Genomic DNA, 17,194 nt, shown 5'->3' on the forward strand with positions numbered 1-17,194 from the left:
CAACGCCAAAGCGCCGACCGGCTTTTCAGAGCGTAACGAATGTGCAAGGGATTTGCTCCATGGTGTCGGCGGGGGCCGCATGGATATGCGCAGTGGGACAAGGTTTGGTCATGGGACTTGACGAGACATTGGAACTGCATGTCTATGGCGCCCTGTCGTGGCAAGCGGCTGGCTCTTGCCCCGTACCTTGTTGGGTACGGTCGAAGGGAAATGCTAAGTGATGATCGCAATTGAAGACGTGGCCACGCCGCGCAGGCTTTTGGGCGCATTCGCGCGGATTCTTGCGGCGGGTGCCCTGTTGACGCTGGCCGGCTGCGTGGTTCCGAGCGACGGCCCGTTGACCCACGAGGTGCTTTCGGCCGGCGCGGACGGCAAGTCCTACGAGATTCCCCAGACCAAGCTGATCTTCGACGTCGTGAGCGTCGACCAGCGCGTCGCCAACAGCGTCAGCGCGGCCAAGCGTTACGGCCTGTCCAGCACCTTCGGCTTCGGCGGCGGCGGCGGCACGCCGGTCATCGGCGTCGGCGATCGCCTGGAGGTCACGATCTTCGAAGCGGGTCCGGACGGCCTGTTCTCCACCACCGAGCGCAAGTCGACGTCGATCCCCGTCATCGTGCAGCCGGATGGCCACGGCCAGATCCCCTATGTCGGCTCCGTGCGTTTCGCCGGCATGACGATCGATTCGGCGCGCGCCACCATCGTCGACGCGCTGAAGGCGAAGGCCGTCGAGCCCGATGTCATCGTTTCCATGGCGGGCAATGCCTCGCGCACCGTCTCCATCCAGGGCGACGTCAACAAGTCGGGCATCGTGCCGCTCGGCCTCAGCGGCCAGCACATCAGCGAAGTGATCGCCATGGCCGGCGGCGCCGCCAAGCCGCCCTACGATACCTATGTCAGCCTCAAGCGCGGCGGCAAGATGCGCAGCGTGCTGCTCCAGTCGGTCATCGACAATCCGAAGGACGACATCTACGTCAAGCCGGACGACCAGATCTACCTGACCTACGATCCGCAGACCTTCGCGGCGCTCGGCCAGACGAAGAAGCCCGGCAAGATCCGGTTCGATGCGGCCAAGCTCAGCCTCGTCGAGGCGGCGGCGCTCGCCGGCGGCGGCAATGTCGCGACGGCCGATCCGAAGGGCTACTTCGTCTTCCGCTACGAGGACGAGAGCGTCTACCGCGCCGTCGTCGGCGACGATCGCTTCCGCGACCTCATCGCGCGCGGCATGGTGTCGGATTCGGAAGGACGCTACCCGATCGTCTATCGCCTCGATCTCGGCGCGACGCAGAGCTACATCGTCGCGCAGAACTTTCCCGTGCGCAACAAGGACGTCGTCTACCTGGCGCGCCACGTGGCGACGGACCTCGCGAAGTTCCTGACGATCGTTTCCAGCGGTTCGAGCGCGGCCTACAATATCCAGCGCACCGCCGACCTGCTCTGACGGGCGGGCTTCGGCCCGCCTGATGCGGCGAGGCCCGTGCGGCGCCCCCGGCGGGAATTGCTCTCGAGGACTGCATGGCCGGCCAGGCACGCAAAACCTACGCGCTTCTTTCCTTCGGCCTCTGGCAGCAGCGGGCGGACATCGCCCGCCTGCTCGATGCCGAGATCGTCGCCTGGCCCTTCGCGCTCCCCGGCAGGATCGACGGCTTCATCGGCTGGGGGCGCCGGTCGTCCGGCCGCCGGGCGGTGCGGCTTGCTGCGCGCGCCGGCAAGGAGGCCGTCACTCTGGAGGATGGGTTTCTGCGCGGCTTTGCGGCCGGGCGGGGGGAGCCGAGCCATTCCTACGTGGTCGACCGGGAGGGCATCTATTTCGATGGGCGCCATCCGAGCGGCCTCGACCGGCTGCTGTCGCAACCGCTGAACGATGCCGCGGCGCTTGCACGCGCCAGCCGGCTGATGGCGCTGCTGCGCGGCGCGCGTCTGTCGAAATACAACAGCAGCCCCGTGCTGACGCCGACCGCGGCCGGCGTGCCGCAAGGCCGGCCCTTCGTTTTGCTCGTCGACCAGGTGGCCGGGGACGCCTCCATTGCCGGGGCCGGGGCGAGCGCGGCAAGCTTCCGCGCCATGCTGGAGCACGCGGCGGCCCATCATCCGGGCAAGGCGCTGGTCGTGCGCACCCATCCGGCGGCCGGTGACCGCAGCCTCCTGCGGCAGGCGGCCGGCGCCCTCGGGGTCGACATCGTCGTGCCCTCTCGCATGAACCCCTGGCCGCTGCTGGAAGAGGCCGATTGCGTCTATACGGTATCGAGCCAGCTCGGCTTCGAGGCACTGATGGCCGGGCGGTCCGTTCATTGCTTCGGTACGACCTATTATTCCGGCCGCGGCCTCACGGTCGATCACGATCTCCTGTCGCCCGTCCGCCCGCCGGCCTCGCTCGAACAGGTTTTTCACGCGGCCTACATTGATTACTCGCATTACCTCGACCTGCACACGCGCGAGCCCTGTACGCCGGAACGGGCGGTCGAGCAGGCGATCACCGTGCGCGACCAGCGGGCGCGCATCGAGCGCAAGGTCTTCACGGCCGGCTTCTCGCCCTGGAAGCGCAAGGCCATGGCGCCGTTCCTGAAGGGCATGGCGGGCGATCCGGTTCATGCCCGTTCGCTCGAAGCGGCGACCGCCGCGGCGCGGGCGGCGGATGGTGTCGTCGCGCTCTGGGGCAGCGACGCGGCGCTGCCGGCCGACGTGCCGGCCATGCGGCTCGAGGACGGCTTCATCCGCTCCCGGGGGCTGGGCGTGAACCTCGCCATGCCGTCCTCCATCGCGATCGACGGCGAGCACGTCTATTACGATGCACGGGGCGAAAGCCGGCTGGAGGCGCTGATCGTGCACGGCACGGTCGACGAAGACCTGCGGCGGCGGGCGGGCGATCTCGTGCGCCTGCTGGTCCGGCGCGGCGTCTCCAAGTACAATCTCGGCACGGCCGCAGACCTGCCGGTCGTTGCCGAGGGGCGGCTGAAAATCCTGGTGCCCGGGCAGGTGGAGAAGGATGCCTCCATCCGCTACGGCTCCCCCGTCGTGCGCTCCAATGCCGACCTCGTGCGAGCCGTGCGGGCACTCTTCCCGGATGCCTTTATCGTCTACAAAGCACATCCGGACGTGGTTTCCGGCGTGCGCGACGGTGGTGCAGAACCGCAGGAGGCCGATCTCGTCGTCCGCAGCGGCGATATCCTGCAATGGATCGGCTGGGCGGACCGGATCGAGACGATGACCTCGCTGGCCGGCTTCGAGGCGCTGCTGCGCGGCAAGGCCGTGGGCGTCCATGGCGCGCCTTTCTATGCCGGCTGGGGCCTGACCGACGACCGCCTGCCCATTCCCCGCCGCGCGCGCCGTATCGATCTTGAGGCGCTGGTGGCCGAAAGCCTCATCCGCTATCCGCTTTATGTCCATCCTCTCAGTGGCTTGCCCTGCCGGCCGGAGGATCTGGTTGAAGAAATTTCCGGCTCTGCCATGAAAACGCCGGGAGTCGGTCGGAAAGTCTTTTTGTGTGCGGCGCAACAAATCAACCGCGTAGCGGTGTTGCTTCGCGACTCGCGGTTGCGGTAAAAGACGGTCGGGAAAACGGGAACGGATCCGAGTCGGCGTCCTGCGCGCGGCCGTTGCCTTTGTGCCGGGGGATCGGCGACAAAATCGGGGAGTATGGCAGATGCGGTTGCTAAAACGACGCCTTTGTGCGAATACCATTCCATCCAGCAGCATAATTTGAGTTGAGCCGACCTGTCATGAGCGTACAGCATGATACCGAATCGAAGGCGGGTCGCTCCGACGCAGAGGGCGTCGCTGGCACACGCGGGTCGCGGCTGATCAATCTGGCGTTGCGCCGCAAGCTCTCCAAGCGTTTCCCTTCCAAGAGCGCGCCGCGCGTCCTGTTCCTGCAAGGGCCGGTCGGCCCCTTCTTCCGCAAGGCCCAGGCGCTGCTCAACGACAACGGTTTCGACGCCTGGCGCATCTGTTTCAACGCCGGCGACCGGCTGTTCGCCCGCGGCGGCAAGATCCTGCACTTCTCCGGCACGGCCGATGTGTGGCGTGACTGGTTCACCGAGATCGTCGGCGAACATGGCTTCGACCATGTCGTGCTCTTCGGCTGCGAACGCGAGGTCCACAAGATCGCGATCGAGCAGTGCGCCACGCTCAACATCCCCGTTCTCAGCCTCGAGGAAGGGTATATCCGCCCGGGCTTCGTGACGATGGAGGTCGGCGGCAACAACTGGCGTTCGCCGATCGCCGGTCTCCTGCCGCCCGGCAAGGACGACGAGAAGCCGCGCGAGCGCACGCGCGGGACGAATTTCCCGTCGTCTTTCGGCGCCATGGCGACCTATGCCTTCACCTATTTTTCGGTGCGCGGCGTCTTTTCGACGCTGAGCGAACGCAAGCTCTTCCACAAGCACAAGCGGTCCCTGGCGCCCGAGGCCTTCTACTGGATCAAGAACTACTACCGGAAGTTCCACAATCTCGGCAGCAATTACCGCACCATGGAGCGGCTGCTCGAGCACCATGACAAGAAATATTACATCGTGCCGCTGCAGGTGCACGACGACAGCCAGCTCGGCGCGGCTGCGAGCGGCTGGAACAACCAGAAGCTCATCCTGAAGACCATCGTCTCCTTCGCGCGGAACGCACCGCCGACGCACCAGCTGGTGTTCAAGATCCATCCGATGGAGCGCGGGCACAGCCAGGACAAGCAGTTCATCCGCCAGGTCGGCGTGCTCAACAACGTCTCCGAGCGCATCCACATCCTCGACAGCGGCTCGCTGGGCCTGATGACGCGGCATGCGGCGGGCATGGTGACGATCAACAGCACGTCCGGTCTCTCGGCGCTCCAGCACGGCATTCCGCTCGCCGTGCTCGGCCAGGCCTTCTACCGGCATCCCTCGCTGGCCTTCTGCGTCAACAAGGGCATAGAACTCGACAGTTTCTGGTCGTCCGGCCATGTGGCGCCGGTGGCGCAGCGGCGCGACTACCTGAACTGGATCGCCCAGGAATGCCTGCATCCAGGCGACTACTACGCCTATGAGGGCATCGAGATCGCGGTGAATTCGCTGCTTGAAAAACTCCGGGCCGTGGATGCCGCAGGCCGGCTCGCAGGGCGTCCCGAAGCGTCGAACGTCATGCCGCTGCTGGCGCAGTCGCAATAGGGGCGGCAGGCTTCTTTCAAGGCTTTCACGACAGGCGGGCGTCCCCGACACGACGCGGGGCGCGCTTTTCGTGCGTTTTGGGGAATCAGGCGGAGCGGCGCTGGCTGGCGGAGGTGCGAAGGATCTCCTCGTGCACCTCGATCGCTTCCTCGATATCGTTGTAGAAGGTGAGCTGGCCGTTGTTCATGACGCCGCCGATATCGCAGAACGAGCGCAAGAGGCCGGAGGAGTGGGAGACGAGCAGCAGGGTGGCGTTCTCGCGCCGCTCGTCGAACACGTCCTTGCACTTCTTCTTGAAGGTGGAGTCCCCGACGGCGATCACCTCGTCGATCAGGTAGTATTCGAAGCCGATCGCCATGCAGATGCCGAAGGAGAGGCGCGCCTTCATGCCGGCCGAATAGGTCTTCACCGGCATGTCGAGATAGGGGCCGAGCTCGGAGAAGTCGGCGACGAAATCCAGCACCTTGTTGCGGTTCTTGCCGTAGATGTCGGCGATGAAGCGGGTGTTCTGCGCGCCCGTCAGCTTGCTGTGCACGCCGCCCCTGAAACCCAGCGGCCAGGAGATCTTGCCCTCGCGCAGGATGCGCCCTGAATCGGGCATGTCCGCGCCGGAGATCAGGCTCATCAGCGTGGACTTGCCGGCGCCGTTGCGGCCGAGAATGCCGACATTGGTGCCGGGGCGGAAGGCCGCCGTGAACCGGTCGAGGATAACCTTCTTGCCGCCACCGGGGCGAGGGAAGGCCTTGCTGACATTGTCGAAGATGATCATCAGTCTATGATCTTTCGGCGGAAGAGGCGCTCCAGCATGAGCGCGGATGTGAGCAGCGCGGTGGAAAGCCCGAGCAGGTAGGGCTTGCTCAGCAGCGCATGGTAATCGAGATAGGTCGAGGTGCGGAACCATTCGACGCAGTGCAGGAACGGGTTCCACCACAGCACGGCCTGGAAGCCCGGCGGCATTTCCGCCGGCATGAAGAACACGCCGGACATCAACATCAGCGGCATGGTCAGCATGCTGAGGAAGGTGTCGTAGCGCGGCACGAGCGCGCTCATCGTCGCGTTGAAGGCCGCAAACGAGAAGGCGAAATACAGGATCGCGGCCATGCCCTCGGCGAATTCCCCGGGATAGACGATGACGTCCCGGTCGAGCGAGATCGCAAGGCCACCCATGAACAGGCCGCAGATGATCAGCCAGATCGTCGTTTCCAGGAGGAATGTCGCCACCAGCGTATCGAGCGGCCGGACCAGCGGATAGGTCAGCATCGGCTGGTTGCTCATGATGGCGCGTTCCGTCTTGCGCGAGATGCCGCGCGTCATGCGGAAGCCGAAAACGCCGGCCAGGATGAACAGCAGCGCATTGTCGCCGAAGGGAACGTGTGCCTTCAGCTGCGTATGGATCAGGAGGAAGATGCCAACATAGGCGGCGGGCTCGACGAGGATCCAGACGAAGCCCAGCCGGCTTTCCCCGAAGCGCGTCACCGCGCTGCGAACGACGAGCGCGGAAATCACCCGTGCGTTTTCGCGCAGTGCATAGCTTAAGGGCTTTTCAGCGAGCAGAGCCATTCCGCCACGTCCTCCTCGTCGCGATCAGATCGCGTGATCCTTCACGGACCGGAAGGCGAAGTAACCGATCAGCCAGAGGCACGACGCCGCGGCGAGCATGATGAGCGTGTTGATCGCGCCCAGCGGATAGAGAGCGATCTCCGGTTCGCGCGGCTGCACGTAGACGGCGAAGTAACGCTCCTGCTTCTGCGCTTCCTGCATGGCCGTTTCCAGCGCGGCGAGCGAGGTCGTGTAGGCCTTGACGGCGAATTCCTGCTCGACGCTGAGTTCGGTGAAGCGATCGATCATCTCGGGCAGGGCGCGGCCGGCATCCAGGCCGCTGCGCGTCGTCTTGTTGCTGGTGTCGTTGTTGCTGTCGCCGCTGATGCGCTTGCGCTGCTCGACCAGCTGCTCCTCCAGGGCGACGATCTGCCGCTCGATGACGCGGGCCGAGGGGGCGTCCCTGCTGACCGAATCGACCAGCGCCTTGTAGCGGGTGCGCAGCGAGGCCAGTTCCTGTTCGAGCGTGCTGATGATCGTCGCTTCCATGGTGGCGACCGCCGTCGGATCGACGGCCTGCTCGGTGATGCGCAGGTCGGTGATCTGGCCGCGGATGTTGCGCAGCCGCTCTTCCGAGCGCGCGACCTGCTGGTTGGCGACCTCGACGAACTGCCGACGCGACTTTTCCGAGAGCGTGTTGACCAGGTTCTCCGAGACGGCCAGCACCGCGTCGGCCACCTGTTTGGCGTCTGACGGCGAGAAGGCGAAGACGCGCATCGTCACGTTGCCGGTCGTGGAATTATAGCTGACATTGACCATGTCCCGCCAATAGTCGCGGAACTCGTCGAGCGGGCGGCTCTCGTTCTCGCGGTAGAGGAAGTCGATGTTCGGGCGGGAATAGACGGTGCGGATGTCGACGCCGGTCTGCTCGCGGATATCCGGCAGGATCTGCGAGGACTGGATGTAGTCGGCAACCACGTAGGAATCGCCCGACTGCGCGCTGGAACCGACAAGCGCGGTAAGGCCGAGGGCGTTGAGCGAGGAGGAGTTCGAGCCGCGCACCGAGAACTGCGTCTCGACCACGTATTGCGGGCTGGCGATGAAGATATAGTAGAGGCCGGTGAGGATCGTCGGCAGGATCGCCGCCAGCATGAAGGAGATGATCGGCCAGGGAAGCTGCCGCTTCTGCTTGGGCATCGCGGGCAGGGTCAGGACGGCGCTGACGAGGTCGGCGGGCTTGCGCGCGCGCACTTCCGCTCGCGATCCCAGATTCTCGTCGTCGTCGATGGCCGGATTGACGACCGGGCGCTTGGCCGCGCCCTGCTTGATCTTCACGACCTTCTGTTCCGAGGCGCGCTGGCGCGCGCGCTGCTTGGCGATTTCGAGCAGGCTGCTCGTGTTGTCGGCGACGTGGGTCGGGGTTTCCGCCACGAGGGGCGCTTTCTCATCTTTCACGTCGGCTCACTCTTTTCCAACAGCAAACGGGGGCGTCGCCTTAAATGCTTGTCGCCGCAACTTATTCGAAATTGCCTTTACAGACAATAAAAATGCCGCGTCGGCCCGGGCTCCGGAAAGGCCGCCCGCGCAGCGGTCGAGAGCGGATTGTTGCGCCCTTTCCGGTCGGCGCGCATTCCTCGTCGAGCAATCCGGTTATTTTGTGGTCGCCGCCGACGCAGGGCTCCAGCCGGTGCTCGCCGCGATGAAATCCGGATTGGCAAAATCCGCGTCGCCGGCCTGGCCGGTCTTGCCGTAGAGCAGGGGCGCGCCGTCGAGCGTTCGGGTCTGCCCGCCGGCCGCGCGCAGCACGGCATCGCCCGCGGCCGTGTCCCATTCCATGGTGCGGCCGAAACGCGGATAGACGTCGGCAAGTCCTTCGGCGACCAGACAGAATTTCAGCGAGGAGCCGATCGCCGTGCAGGCGTCGATGCCGTGGTCGTCGAGAAAGCGGGCCGTTTCCGGCGTGGCGTGCGAGCGGCTGGCAACGGCCGTCAGCGCGTCGCCGCACGGACGGCAGCCGATGGGTGTCCGCCGGGTGACGGCTTCGTCGCCGGTCACCTCGAAGCGTTCCGCCCCCGTGTCGTCGGCGATGAAGCCGGTCGAGAGCGCGGGGGCATAGACGATGCCGGCGACCGGCGCCCCGTCGCGGACGAGTGCGATGTTGACGGTGAATTCGCTGCGCCCGGCGATGAACTCCTTCGTGCCGTCGAGCGGATCGACCAGGAAGAAGGTGCCGCCGGAAATGTCCGGCACGCGGCCGGCCGCCACGGCTTCCTCGGCGACGACGGGAATGTCCGGGAAATGCTGCGCGAGCGCGGCGAGGATCAGCCGTTCGGCCTCCTCGTCCGCGGCGGTGACCGGCGAACGGTCCGCCTTGTACTGCACGTCGGCCCCTGCCTTGTGGATGGCCATGATGGCGCTGCCGGCGGCCAGCGCCGCGCTTTCCATGACCTGCCTCAATTCCATCCTGTCTGCCTGCATGTTTTTGGGTCCGGCGTTTCTGCGGATGCCATAGCCGCGCGGCAGCCTGAAAGCAAATGCGCTGATTTCCGGCGGGGGCCGCAACATGGGGGAAAGTCCCGGGTCGGGATGCGACAAGATGACGCCGGGCTTGCCGTTTGTGCTGCATATGCGAATGTGGGGCGACTGATGCAGGATTTCGCATGCGCTACTCCGCCCTTTCGATCTTCAAGCAAGCCCTTGCCGGCAATCTCGGCTGGAAACCCGCCTGGCGGGAGCCGGAACCCAAGCCACACTACGACGTGGTCATCGTCGGCGGCGGCGGGCATGGCCTTGCCACGGCCTATTACCTCGCCCGGGAATTCGGCATCCGCAACGTCGCCGTGGTGGAGAAGGGTTATCTCGGCTCCGGCAATGTCGGGCGCAACACCACCATCGTGCGCTCCAACTACATGCTGCCGGGCAACGAGCCGTTCTACGAGTTTTCGCTGAAGCTGTGGGAAGGGCTGGAGCGGGAGCTGAACTACAATGTCATGCTGTCGCAGCGCGGCATCATCAGCCTCTACCACAATGACAGCCAGCGCGATCACTATACCCGCCGCGGCAATGCCATGATGATGGAGGGCGTGGCGGCCGAGCAGCTCGACCGCGAGATGTTGAAGAAGATGCTGCCCTTCCTCAATTTCGACCATGCGCGCTTCCCCATCGTCGGCGGCCTTTTGCAGCGGCGTGCCGGCACGGCCCGGCACGATGCCGTCGCCTGGGGCTTTGCGCGCGGCGCCGACCGGCTCGGCGTCGATCTCATCCAGAACTGCGAGGTCACCGGTATCCGCCGGGAAAACGGCGTCGTCACCGGCGTCGAGACGACGAAGGGCTTCATCGGCTGCGACAGGCTGGCGCTCGCGGCGGCCGGCAACACGTCCCGCGTCGGCGAGATGGCGGGGCTGAAGCTGCCGATCGAGAGCCATGTGCTGCAGGCCTTCGTCACCGAAGGGCTGAAGCCCTGCATCGACCACGTCATCACCTATGGCGCGGGGCATTTCTACATCTCGCAGTCCGACAAGGGCGGCCTCGTCTTCGGTGCGGAGATCGACGGCTATTCCTCCTATGCCCAGCGTGGCAACCTTGCGACCGCCGAGCATGTCATGGAGGAGGGGGTGACGATGATCCCCGGTCTTTCCCGCGTCAGGGTGCTGCGCGCCTGGGGCGGTGTCATGGACATGTCGATGGACGGTTCGCCCATCATCGACCGCACGCCGATCGACAACCTCTATCTCAACTGCGGCTGGTGCTACGGCGGCTTCAAGGCGACGCCCGCCTCCGGCTTCTGTTTTGCGCATCTCATCGCCAAGGGCGAGAGCCACCATGTGGCGCGCGCGCTGAGGCTCGACCGCTTCGAGCGCGGTTTCCCCATCGACGAGGCGGGTGCCGGCACCCAGCCGAACCTGCATTGAGGACGCCATGGCGAGCCTGATTTCCTGCCCCCATTGCGGGGTGCGCCCCAAGGAAGAGTTTTCGATCCGCGGCGATGCGACGCCGGTCCGCCCGGCGGCCATGGCCACGGACGAGGCGTGGAACGACTATGTCCATGTCCGCGCCAATCCGCGCGGGCGCATCCGCGAGCACTGGCAGCATGTCGCCGGCTGCCGGCGCTGGCTAGTGGTCGAACGGGACAATTTTACCCATGAGGTGTTTTCCGTGACGGATGCCGCGGCGGCAAGGGGAGGCGCGCAATGACCGCCTATCGCCTTCCCTCCGGCGGCCTCATCGACCGCAGCCATTCCATCGGCTTCACCTTCGACGGGGCGAACCTTTCCGGCCATGCCGGCGATACGCTCGCCTCGGCCCTGCTGGCCAACGACCGGCTGCTCGTCGGCCGCAGCTTCAAGTACCACCGCCCGCGCGGCATCGTGACGGCAGGGCCCTCCGAGCCGAACGCGCTGGTGACCATCGGCACCGGCGCGCGGCGCGATCCGAATACGAAGGCGACCGTCGCCGAGCTCTACGACGACCTTGCCGCCACCAGCCAGAACCGCTGGCCGAGCCTCGCCTTCGATATCGGCGCGGTGAACGACCGGCTGTCGCGCTTCCTATCCGCCGGCTTCTACTACAAGACCTTCATGTGGCCCGCCGCCCTCTGGGAAAAGGTCTACGAGCCGCTGATCCGCCGCGCCGCCGGCCTCGGCCGCACGGATCTTCCGCGCGATCCCGACGCCTATGAGAAAAGCTGGGCGCATTGCGACCTCCTCGTCGTCGGCTCCGGCCCGGCGGGGCTCGCCGCGGCGCTGGTCGCCGCCCGCTCTGGCCTGCGCGTCATCCTCGCCGAGCAGGATTTTTCCCTCGGCGGCGCGCTCCTGTCGGAGACGACGCGGCTCGACGGCGAGGCGCCGTTCGTCTTCGCCCGCTACGCGCTCGACGAACTGCACAGCCATCCCGGCGTCACGCTGCTGCCGCGTACCACCGTCTTCGGCTGGTACGACGACAATGTCTTCGGCGCCGTGGAGCGGGTACAGAAGCACAGCGCCACGATCGACGCGGCACGGCCGGTCGAGCGCCTGTGGCGCATCGTGGCGAAACACGCGATCCTTGCCACCGGCGCGGAGGAGCGGCCGCTGGTCTTCGGCGGCAACGACCGTCCCGGCATAATGATGGCGAGCGCCGTCAGCACCTATGCCAACCGTTTCGGCGTCGCGGCCGGCCGGTCGGTGGCGATCTTCACCAACGGTTCGTCCGGCTATCGCACGGCTGAGAACCTTGCCGCGCAGGGCGTCGAGATTACGGCGCTGATCGACAGCCGCACGGACGCCGCGGACCGCGCGCCCGATGGTGTACGGGTGGTGCGCGGCGGCGGCATCGTCGACACGAAGGGGCGCCGGCGCGTCCGCGCCGTACTCGCCGATCGCGGCGGCTTCGAGGAGCTGATCGCCTGCGATGCCGTGGCCATGTCCGGCGGCTGGAGCCCGGTCATCCACCTTGCCTGCCAGCGTGGCGGCAGGCCGGTCTGGTCGCAGGCCCTTCAGGCGTTCCTGGCACCGGAGGCGGGCGACGGCCTTGTCATGGCCGGTGCCGCGGCCGGGCACTACCGGCTTTCCGAATGTTTCGAGGACGGCGCGCGCAAGGCGTCGGCCATCGTGGAGGCGCTCGGCCGGCCCGTCGCCGGCTTCGAGCCCCCCGTCGTCGGCGCGGCGGTCGATCCGTCCTTCACGGCGCTCTGGCATGTGCCGGGCGCAAAATCGAAGGCTTTCGTCGATTTCCAGAACGACGTGCACGGCAAGGATCTCGGCCTCGCCCTTCGCGAGGGCTTCGGTCATGTCGAGCATGCCAAGCGCTACACGACGAGCGGCATGGCGACGGACCAGGGCAAGCTCGGCAACGTCAATGCCATCGGTATCCTCGCCACGATGCGCGGCGTCAGCCCCGCCGAGGTCGGCACCACCACCTTCCGGCCGTTCTACACGCCCGTCTCCTTCGGCGCGCTCGCCGGCCCGTCGCGCGATGAGCATGCCATGCCCGTCCGCCGCTCGCCGCTGCATGGCTGGGCGGCGCGCCACGGCGCGGTCTTCATCGATGCCGGGCTCTGGTATCGCTCCTCCTGGTTCCCGAAGGCGGGCGAGAAGACCTGGCGGGAGAGCGTCGACCGCGAGGTCCGTACCGTGCGCGAGCATGCCGGCCTCTGCGACGTCTCGACCCTCGGCAAGATCGAGGTCTTCGGGCCGGATGCCGCCGAATTCCTGAACCGGCTCTATTGCAATCCCGTGCTGAAGCTTCCCGTCGGCAAGGCCCGCTACGGGCTGATGCTGCGCGAGGACGGCATGGTCTATGACGACGGCACGGTGAGCCGGTTGGCCGAGGAGCATTTCCTCGTCACGACCACCACGGCCATGGCCGCCGGCGTGCTCTCGCATATGGAATTTGCCGCGCAGGCGCTCTGGCCGGAGCTTCGCGTGCGCTTCCTGTCGGTCTCCGACCAATGGGCGCAGATGTCGATCGCCGGGCCGAAGGCGCGCACGATCCTGCAGGCCGTCGTCGAGGACGATCTCTCGAATGCGGCCTTCCCGTTCCTCGCCGCCCGCGAGGTGCGGCTGAAGGGCAACCTCAAGGCGCGGCTCTTCCGCATCTCCTTCTCCGGCGAGCTCGCCTATGAGCTGGCGGTGCCGGCGGGCTATGGCGAGGCGGTGGCCGAGGCGCTGATGCGGGCGGGCGAACCGCAAGGCCTCTGCGCCTATGGCGTCGAGGCGCTCAACGTGCTGCGCATCGAGAAGGGCCATGTCACCCATGCCGAGCTCGATGGCCGCGTGACGCCCGACGATGCCGGCCTCGGCCGCATGATGGGCACCGGCAAGCCGGATTTCATCGGCAAGCGGCTCTCCACCCGCTTCGGCCTGACGGCCGCCGACCGCGCCCAGCTCGTCGGCCTGAAGGCACTGGAGGCGGACAAGGACATGCGCGCCGGCGCGCACCTTCTGAAGGACGGCGCCAAGCCCTCGACGATCAACGACCAGGGCTGGGTCAGCTCCGTCTGCTTCTCGCCGACGCTCGGGATCCATATCGCCCTTGCCTTCCTGAAATCGGGCCGGGAGCGCTACGGCGAGAAGATCGTCGTGTGGGACCAGTTGCGCGGCGTGGAGACATTCGCCGAAGTCTGCGATCCGGTCTTCGTCGATCCGGAAAGCCGCAAGCTGATGGCGTGAGGAAAATTCTATGGCTTACGACTATCAGGCAGTACACCCCCTGGACGGCACGATCGGGGCCGCTCCGGTCGAGCGGACCAACCACCTCGCCGTCCATCGCGCGACGGCCATCGCCGTGGTGCTGGCGGCGCCCGGCCACGGTGCCGAGGCGGCCGGCATTCTCGTCGCCGACGGCGCGTTCGAGGCCCGTTTCTGCGGCCCGGGCGAATGGCTGGTGCTGTCGGAGGTGCATGCGCCCGAGACGCTTCTCGCCGAACTGTCCGTCCGGCTCGGCGCATTCGCCTTCGTGGTCGACCAGAGCCATGGCCGCGTCGCGCTGACGCTGTCCGGCCCCGATGCCGCGCGCATCCTTGCGAACGGTATCGCCGTCGATCTTCATCCCGAAGCCTTCGCCGTCGGGCGTGCGGCGAACATGCTGTGCAACCATCTTTCGGTCAATCTCGCCCGCACCGGCGCCGACCGCTTCGATCTTGTGGTGATGCGCAGCTTTGCCGAGGCGCTGGTCGCCGATCTCAAGGTCATGGCGCACAGCCACGATCTCTCCGTCGACTTCGCCACGCGCTGACAAAAACCTTCGGAGCGACATGGCGCTTCGCACCTCGGGCTTGCCGGGCGTCGGGGGAACCCAATAGGCTGCGCTTTCCGCCGCATCGAATTCCCTTCAACCCGGAAAAGCCGGAGTTTCCATGAAGAGCCATGCAAGGGTCGTCGTTATCGGGGGCGGCGTCGTCGGCTGCTCCGTCCTCTATCACCTCACGAAATTCGGCTGGACCGATGTCGTGCTCGTCGAGCGCTCGGAGCTGACCTCGGGCTCGACCTGGCATGCGGCCGGCGGCATGCACACGATCAACGGCGACCCGAACGTCGCCAAGCTGCAGAAATACACGGTCGAACTCTATAAAGAGATCCAGGACTATTCCGGCCAGGACATCGGCCTGCACATGACCTCCGGCATGATGCTGGCATCGACCAGGGATCGATTCGACTGGATGAAGTCGATCCTCGCCAAGGGCCGCTATATGGGCCTCGATGCGCATCTTCTGACGCCGAAGGAGGCGCATGAGCTGATGCCACTGCTCGACCCCGACCAGTTCGTCGGCGCGGTTTTCGATCCCGTCGAGGGGCATCTCGATCCCTATGGTACGACGCATGCCTATGCCAAGTCGGCCAAGAGGAACGGCGCGGAGATCTACCTTCACACCAAGGTGGAGGACCTCGTGCAGCGCGAGGACGGCAGCTGGCGCGTCATCACGAACAAGGGCGAGATCGTCGCCGAGCATGTCGTCAATTGCGGCGGCCTCTGGGCGCGCGAGATCGGCCGCATGGTCGGCCTCGAACTGCCCGTCCTTGCCATGGAGCACATGTATCTCATCACCGAGGACATGCCCGAGGTCGTCGAGTTCAACCGCACGCATGGCAAGGAGCTGATGCACTGCGTCGACTTCGATGGGGAGATTTATCTCCGCCAGGAGCGCAACGGTATGCTGATGGGCACCTATGAAAAGGCCTGCCGGCCCTGGTCGCCGCTCACCACGCCGTGGGATTTCGGCCATGAACTGCTGGAAGAGGATATCGCGCGAATCACTCCGGAGCTGGAGGTCGGCTTCCGCCACTTCCCGGCCTTCAACAGGGCCGGCATCAGGAAGATCATCAACGGCCCCTTCACCTTCTCGCCGGACGGAAACCCGCTTGTCGGGCCCGTGCGCGGCATGACGAATTTCTGGTCGGCCTGCGCCGTCATGGCCGGCTTCAGCCAGGGCGGCGGCGTCGGCCTTGCGCTCGCCAACTGGATGATCAACGGCGATCCGGGCTTCGACGTCTTCGCCATGGATGTCGCGCGCTACGGCGACTATGCGACGCTCGCCTATACCAATGCCAAGGTGCGGGAAAACTATTCGCGGCGCTTCTCGATCCGCTATCCGAACGAGGAACTGCCGGCCGGCCGGCCGCTGCAGACGACGCCGGTCTATGACAGGCTGAAGGCGGCGGGCGCCGTCTTCGGGGCGTCCTACGGCCTGGAGCAGCCGCTTTGGTTCGCGCCGGAAGGCGTGGAGGACCGGTTCTCCTGGCGCCGCTCGACGGATTTCGAGACCGTTGGCGCGGAGGCCCGCGCGGTGCGCGAGAGCGCCGGCCTGATGGAGACCTCGGGCTTTGCGAAATACGCGGTGAAGGGCAGGGGGGCGAAAGCCTGGCTCGACCGGCTGCTCGCCTGCCGGCTGCCTGCGGAAGGCCGCATGACGCTGGCGCCGATGCTGAAGGACGACGGCAAGCTCATCGGCGATTTCACCCTCGCCAGGCTCGGCGAGGGCGATTACCTGCTGATCGGCTCGGGCGTCGCTGAAGACTACCACATGCGCTGGTTCGAGGCGCACCTGCCGCGGGATGGTTCCGTGACGCTGGAGGCGCTGAACCTTTCGCTCGTCGGCCTTGCGGTTGCCGGGCCGAAGGCGCGCGACGTGCTGGCGAAGCTGACGCATCTCGACGTCTCGACCGAGGCCTTCCCCTTCATGGCGGTGCGCCGGATGGATCTCGGCATGGCGCCGGCCGTCGTCGGGCGCGTCAGCTACACCGGCGATCTCGGCTACGAGATCTGGATGAAGCCGCAATACCAGCGCTATCTCTACGATCTCATCCTGGAGGCCGGGGCCGAGTTCGGCATCCGCCTGTTCGGGCTCAGGGCGCTGAACGCGCTGCGCCTCGAAAAGTCCTACGGCAGCTGGTCACGCGAGTATCGTCCGCTCTACGGGCCGGTCGAGGCGGGGCTGGAGCGCTTCGTGGCGACGAGCAAGGCGGCGGATTTCATCGGCAGGCAAGCGGCGGCGGCGGAGCGGGAGGCGGGCGGCGCACTCCGGCTGCGCACCTTCGTCGTGGCGGCGAAGGATGCGGACGTCATCGGCGACGAGCCCATCTATCTCGACGGCGCGGTGCGCGGCTGGGTGACCTCGGGCGGCTATGCCCATGCGACGGGCCTGTCCGTCGCGATCGGCTATGTGCCGAGGGAGATTGCCGACATCGAGACGGGCTGGTCGATCGAGCTTCTCGGCGAGATGCTGCCGGCGCGCCTGCAGGCCGAGCCGCTGTTCGATCCGTCCGGGGCGCGCATGCGCGGCTGATTTGTCCCGGCCGGCGCGTCGCTGTGCCGGAACGGGACAATGACGCTTGCGACATTCGTGCATCTTTTTGGGCAAAAGCGTCGCTCCTCCTGCCGATTTTTTGGTTTTCATGGCGCCGAATGCGCCATTTAACCGTTCTTGCCAAAGAAATTGTCGATCCGGGCTTTTTGGGCTTTTCTTTTGTAGCGAAAGCGGTATGGAATCCGGGCTGTCAAACAAGCTCGAAAAAGAGCGGCAAGAACAAGAGATGCGGCCTTCGGGAACC

12 protein-coding genes are annotated in these 17,194 nt (G+C 66.2%); 8 read left to right on the top strand and 4 right to left on the bottom strand.

Features of this window, described 5'->3' with window-relative positions; genetic code table 11:
- Positions 1-220 precede the first annotated feature (220 nt).
- The 3 genes from AB3G45_RS10790 to AB3G45_RS10800 all read left to right on the top strand — a co-directional run bounded on the left by AB3G45_RS10790 (position 221) and on the right by AB3G45_RS10800 (position 5,129).
- Entirely contained in the window at positions 221-1,438 is a 1,218-nt protein-coding gene (locus tag AB3G45_RS10790) for a polysaccharide biosynthesis/export family protein (RefSeq protein ID WP_367830547.1), read from the top strand.
- Positions 1,439-1,512: 74 nt separating this feature from the next.
- A complete protein-coding gene (locus AB3G45_RS10795) occupies positions 1,513-3,540 on the top strand; it encodes a capsular polysaccharide biosynthesis protein (protein WP_367830548.1) in 2,028 nt (675 codons plus the stop codon).
- 176 nt (positions 3,541-3,716) lie between these two features.
- Positions 3,717-5,129 (top strand): hypothetical protein, encoded by a 1,413-nt coding sequence (locus AB3G45_RS10800; protein WP_367830549.1) that lies wholly within the window; start codon positions 3,717-3,719, stop codon positions 5,127-5,129.
- 85 nt (positions 5,130-5,214) lie between these two features.
- Here AB3G45_RS10800 and AB3G45_RS10805 read toward each other — a convergent pair whose 3' ends face one another.
- The 4 genes from AB3G45_RS10805 to cysQ all read right to left on the bottom strand — a co-directional run bounded on the left by AB3G45_RS10805 (position 5,215) and on the right by cysQ (position 9,125).
- Positions 5,215-5,898 carry an ABC transporter ATP-binding protein gene (locus tag AB3G45_RS10805; RefSeq protein WP_367830550.1) on the bottom strand — a complete coding sequence of 228 codons (684 nt, stop codon included), beginning with the start codon at positions 5,896-5,898 and terminating at the stop codon, positions 5,215-5,217.
- Positions 5,898-6,689: an ABC transporter permease gene (locus AB3G45_RS10810; protein WP_367830551.1), complete on the bottom strand. Its 792-nt coding sequence runs from the start codon at positions 6,687-6,689 to the stop codon at positions 5,898-5,900. The genes AB3G45_RS10805 and AB3G45_RS10810 overlap by 1 nt, the downstream gene beginning before the upstream one ends.
- Positions 6,690-6,713: 24 nt before the next feature.
- Positions 6,714-8,123, bottom strand: coding sequence for a hypothetical protein (locus AB3G45_RS10815; RefSeq protein ID WP_367830552.1), 1,410 nt, complete (start codon positions 8,121-8,123; stop codon positions 6,714-6,716).
- A gap of 195 nt (positions 8,124-8,318) precedes the next feature.
- Positions 8,319-9,125, bottom strand: a complete 807-nt coding sequence (gene cysQ, locus AB3G45_RS10820) for a 3'(2'),5'-bisphosphate nucleotidase CysQ (protein ID WP_367833555.1) — start codon at positions 9,123-9,125, stop codon at positions 8,319-8,321.
- A 203-nt stretch (positions 9,126-9,328) separates the two neighbouring features.
- Between cysQ and AB3G45_RS10825 the strand changes: the two genes are divergently transcribed.
- The 5 genes from AB3G45_RS10825 (at position 9,329) to AB3G45_RS10845 (ending at position 16,929) form a co-directional block, all read left to right on the top strand.
- Positions 9,329-10,579, top strand: coding sequence for a sarcosine oxidase subunit beta family protein (locus AB3G45_RS10825; RefSeq protein ID WP_367830553.1), 1,251 nt, complete (start codon positions 9,329-9,331; stop codon positions 10,577-10,579).
- 7 nt (positions 10,580-10,586) lie between these two features.
- Positions 10,587-10,862 carry a sarcosine oxidase subunit delta gene (locus tag AB3G45_RS10830; RefSeq protein WP_367830554.1) on the top strand — a complete coding sequence of 92 codons (276 nt, stop codon included), beginning with the start codon at positions 10,587-10,589 and terminating at the stop codon, positions 10,860-10,862.
- A complete protein-coding gene (locus tag AB3G45_RS10835; protein ID WP_367830555.1) occupies positions 10,859-13,816 on the top strand; it encodes a sarcosine oxidase subunit alpha family protein in 2,958 nt (985 codons plus the stop codon). The genes AB3G45_RS10830 and AB3G45_RS10835 overlap by 4 nt, the downstream gene beginning before the upstream one ends.
- A 10-nt stretch (positions 13,817-13,826) precedes the next feature.
- Positions 13,827-14,381: a sarcosine oxidase subunit gamma gene (locus AB3G45_RS10840; protein WP_367830556.1), complete on the top strand. Its 555-nt coding sequence runs from the start codon at positions 13,827-13,829 to the stop codon at positions 14,379-14,381.
- A 121-nt stretch (positions 14,382-14,502) separates the two neighbouring features.
- Complete coding sequence (locus AB3G45_RS10845) at positions 14,503-16,929, top strand: FAD-dependent oxidoreductase (protein ID WP_367830557.1); 2,427 nt, start codon at positions 14,503-14,505, stop codon at positions 16,927-16,929.
- Positions 16,930-17,194: the final 265 nt, after the last annotated feature.

Origin of the sequence: Shinella sp. S4-D37 (genome assembly GCF_040812195.1) — a bacterium.
Classification (GTDB): Bacteria; Pseudomonadota; Alphaproteobacteria; order Rhizobiales; family Rhizobiaceae; genus Shinella.

What these genes read in the sequence shown, in the direction of transcription:
- AB3G45_RS10790 (WP_367830547.1), top strand. Translation starts at nt 221, where the DNA reads ATGATCGCAATTGAAGACGTGGCCACGCCGCGCAGGCTTTTGGGCGCA.
- AB3G45_RS10795 (WP_367830548.1), top strand. Translation starts at nt 1,513, where the DNA reads ATGGCCGGCCAGGCACGCAAAACCTACGCGCTTCTTTCCTTCGGCCTC.
- AB3G45_RS10800 (WP_367830549.1), top strand. Translation starts at nt 3,717, where the DNA reads ATGAGCGTACAGCATGATACCGAATCGAAGGCGGGTCGCTCCGACGCA.
- AB3G45_RS10805 (WP_367830550.1), bottom strand. Translation starts at nt 5,898, where the DNA reads ATGATCATCTTCGACAATGTCAGCAAGGCCTTCCCTCGCCCCGGTGGC.
- AB3G45_RS10810 (WP_367830551.1), bottom strand. Translation starts at nt 6,689, where the DNA reads ATGGCTCTGCTCGCTGAAAAGCCCTTAAGCTATGCACTGCGCGAAAAC.
- AB3G45_RS10825 (WP_367830553.1), top strand. Translation starts at nt 9,329, where the DNA reads ATGCGCTACTCCGCCCTTTCGATCTTCAAGCAAGCCCTTGCCGGCAAT.
- AB3G45_RS10830 (WP_367830554.1), top strand. Translation starts at nt 10,587, where the DNA reads ATGGCGAGCCTGATTTCCTGCCCCCATTGCGGGGTGCGCCCCAAGGAA.
- AB3G45_RS10835 (WP_367830555.1), top strand. Translation starts at nt 10,859, where the DNA reads ATGACCGCCTATCGCCTTCCCTCCGGCGGCCTCATCGACCGCAGCCAT.
- AB3G45_RS10840 (WP_367830556.1), top strand. Translation starts at nt 13,827, where the DNA reads ATGGCTTACGACTATCAGGCAGTACACCCCCTGGACGGCACGATCGGG.
- AB3G45_RS10845 (WP_367830557.1), top strand. Translation starts at nt 14,503, where the DNA reads ATGAAGAGCCATGCAAGGGTCGTCGTTATCGGGGGCGGCGTCGTCGGC.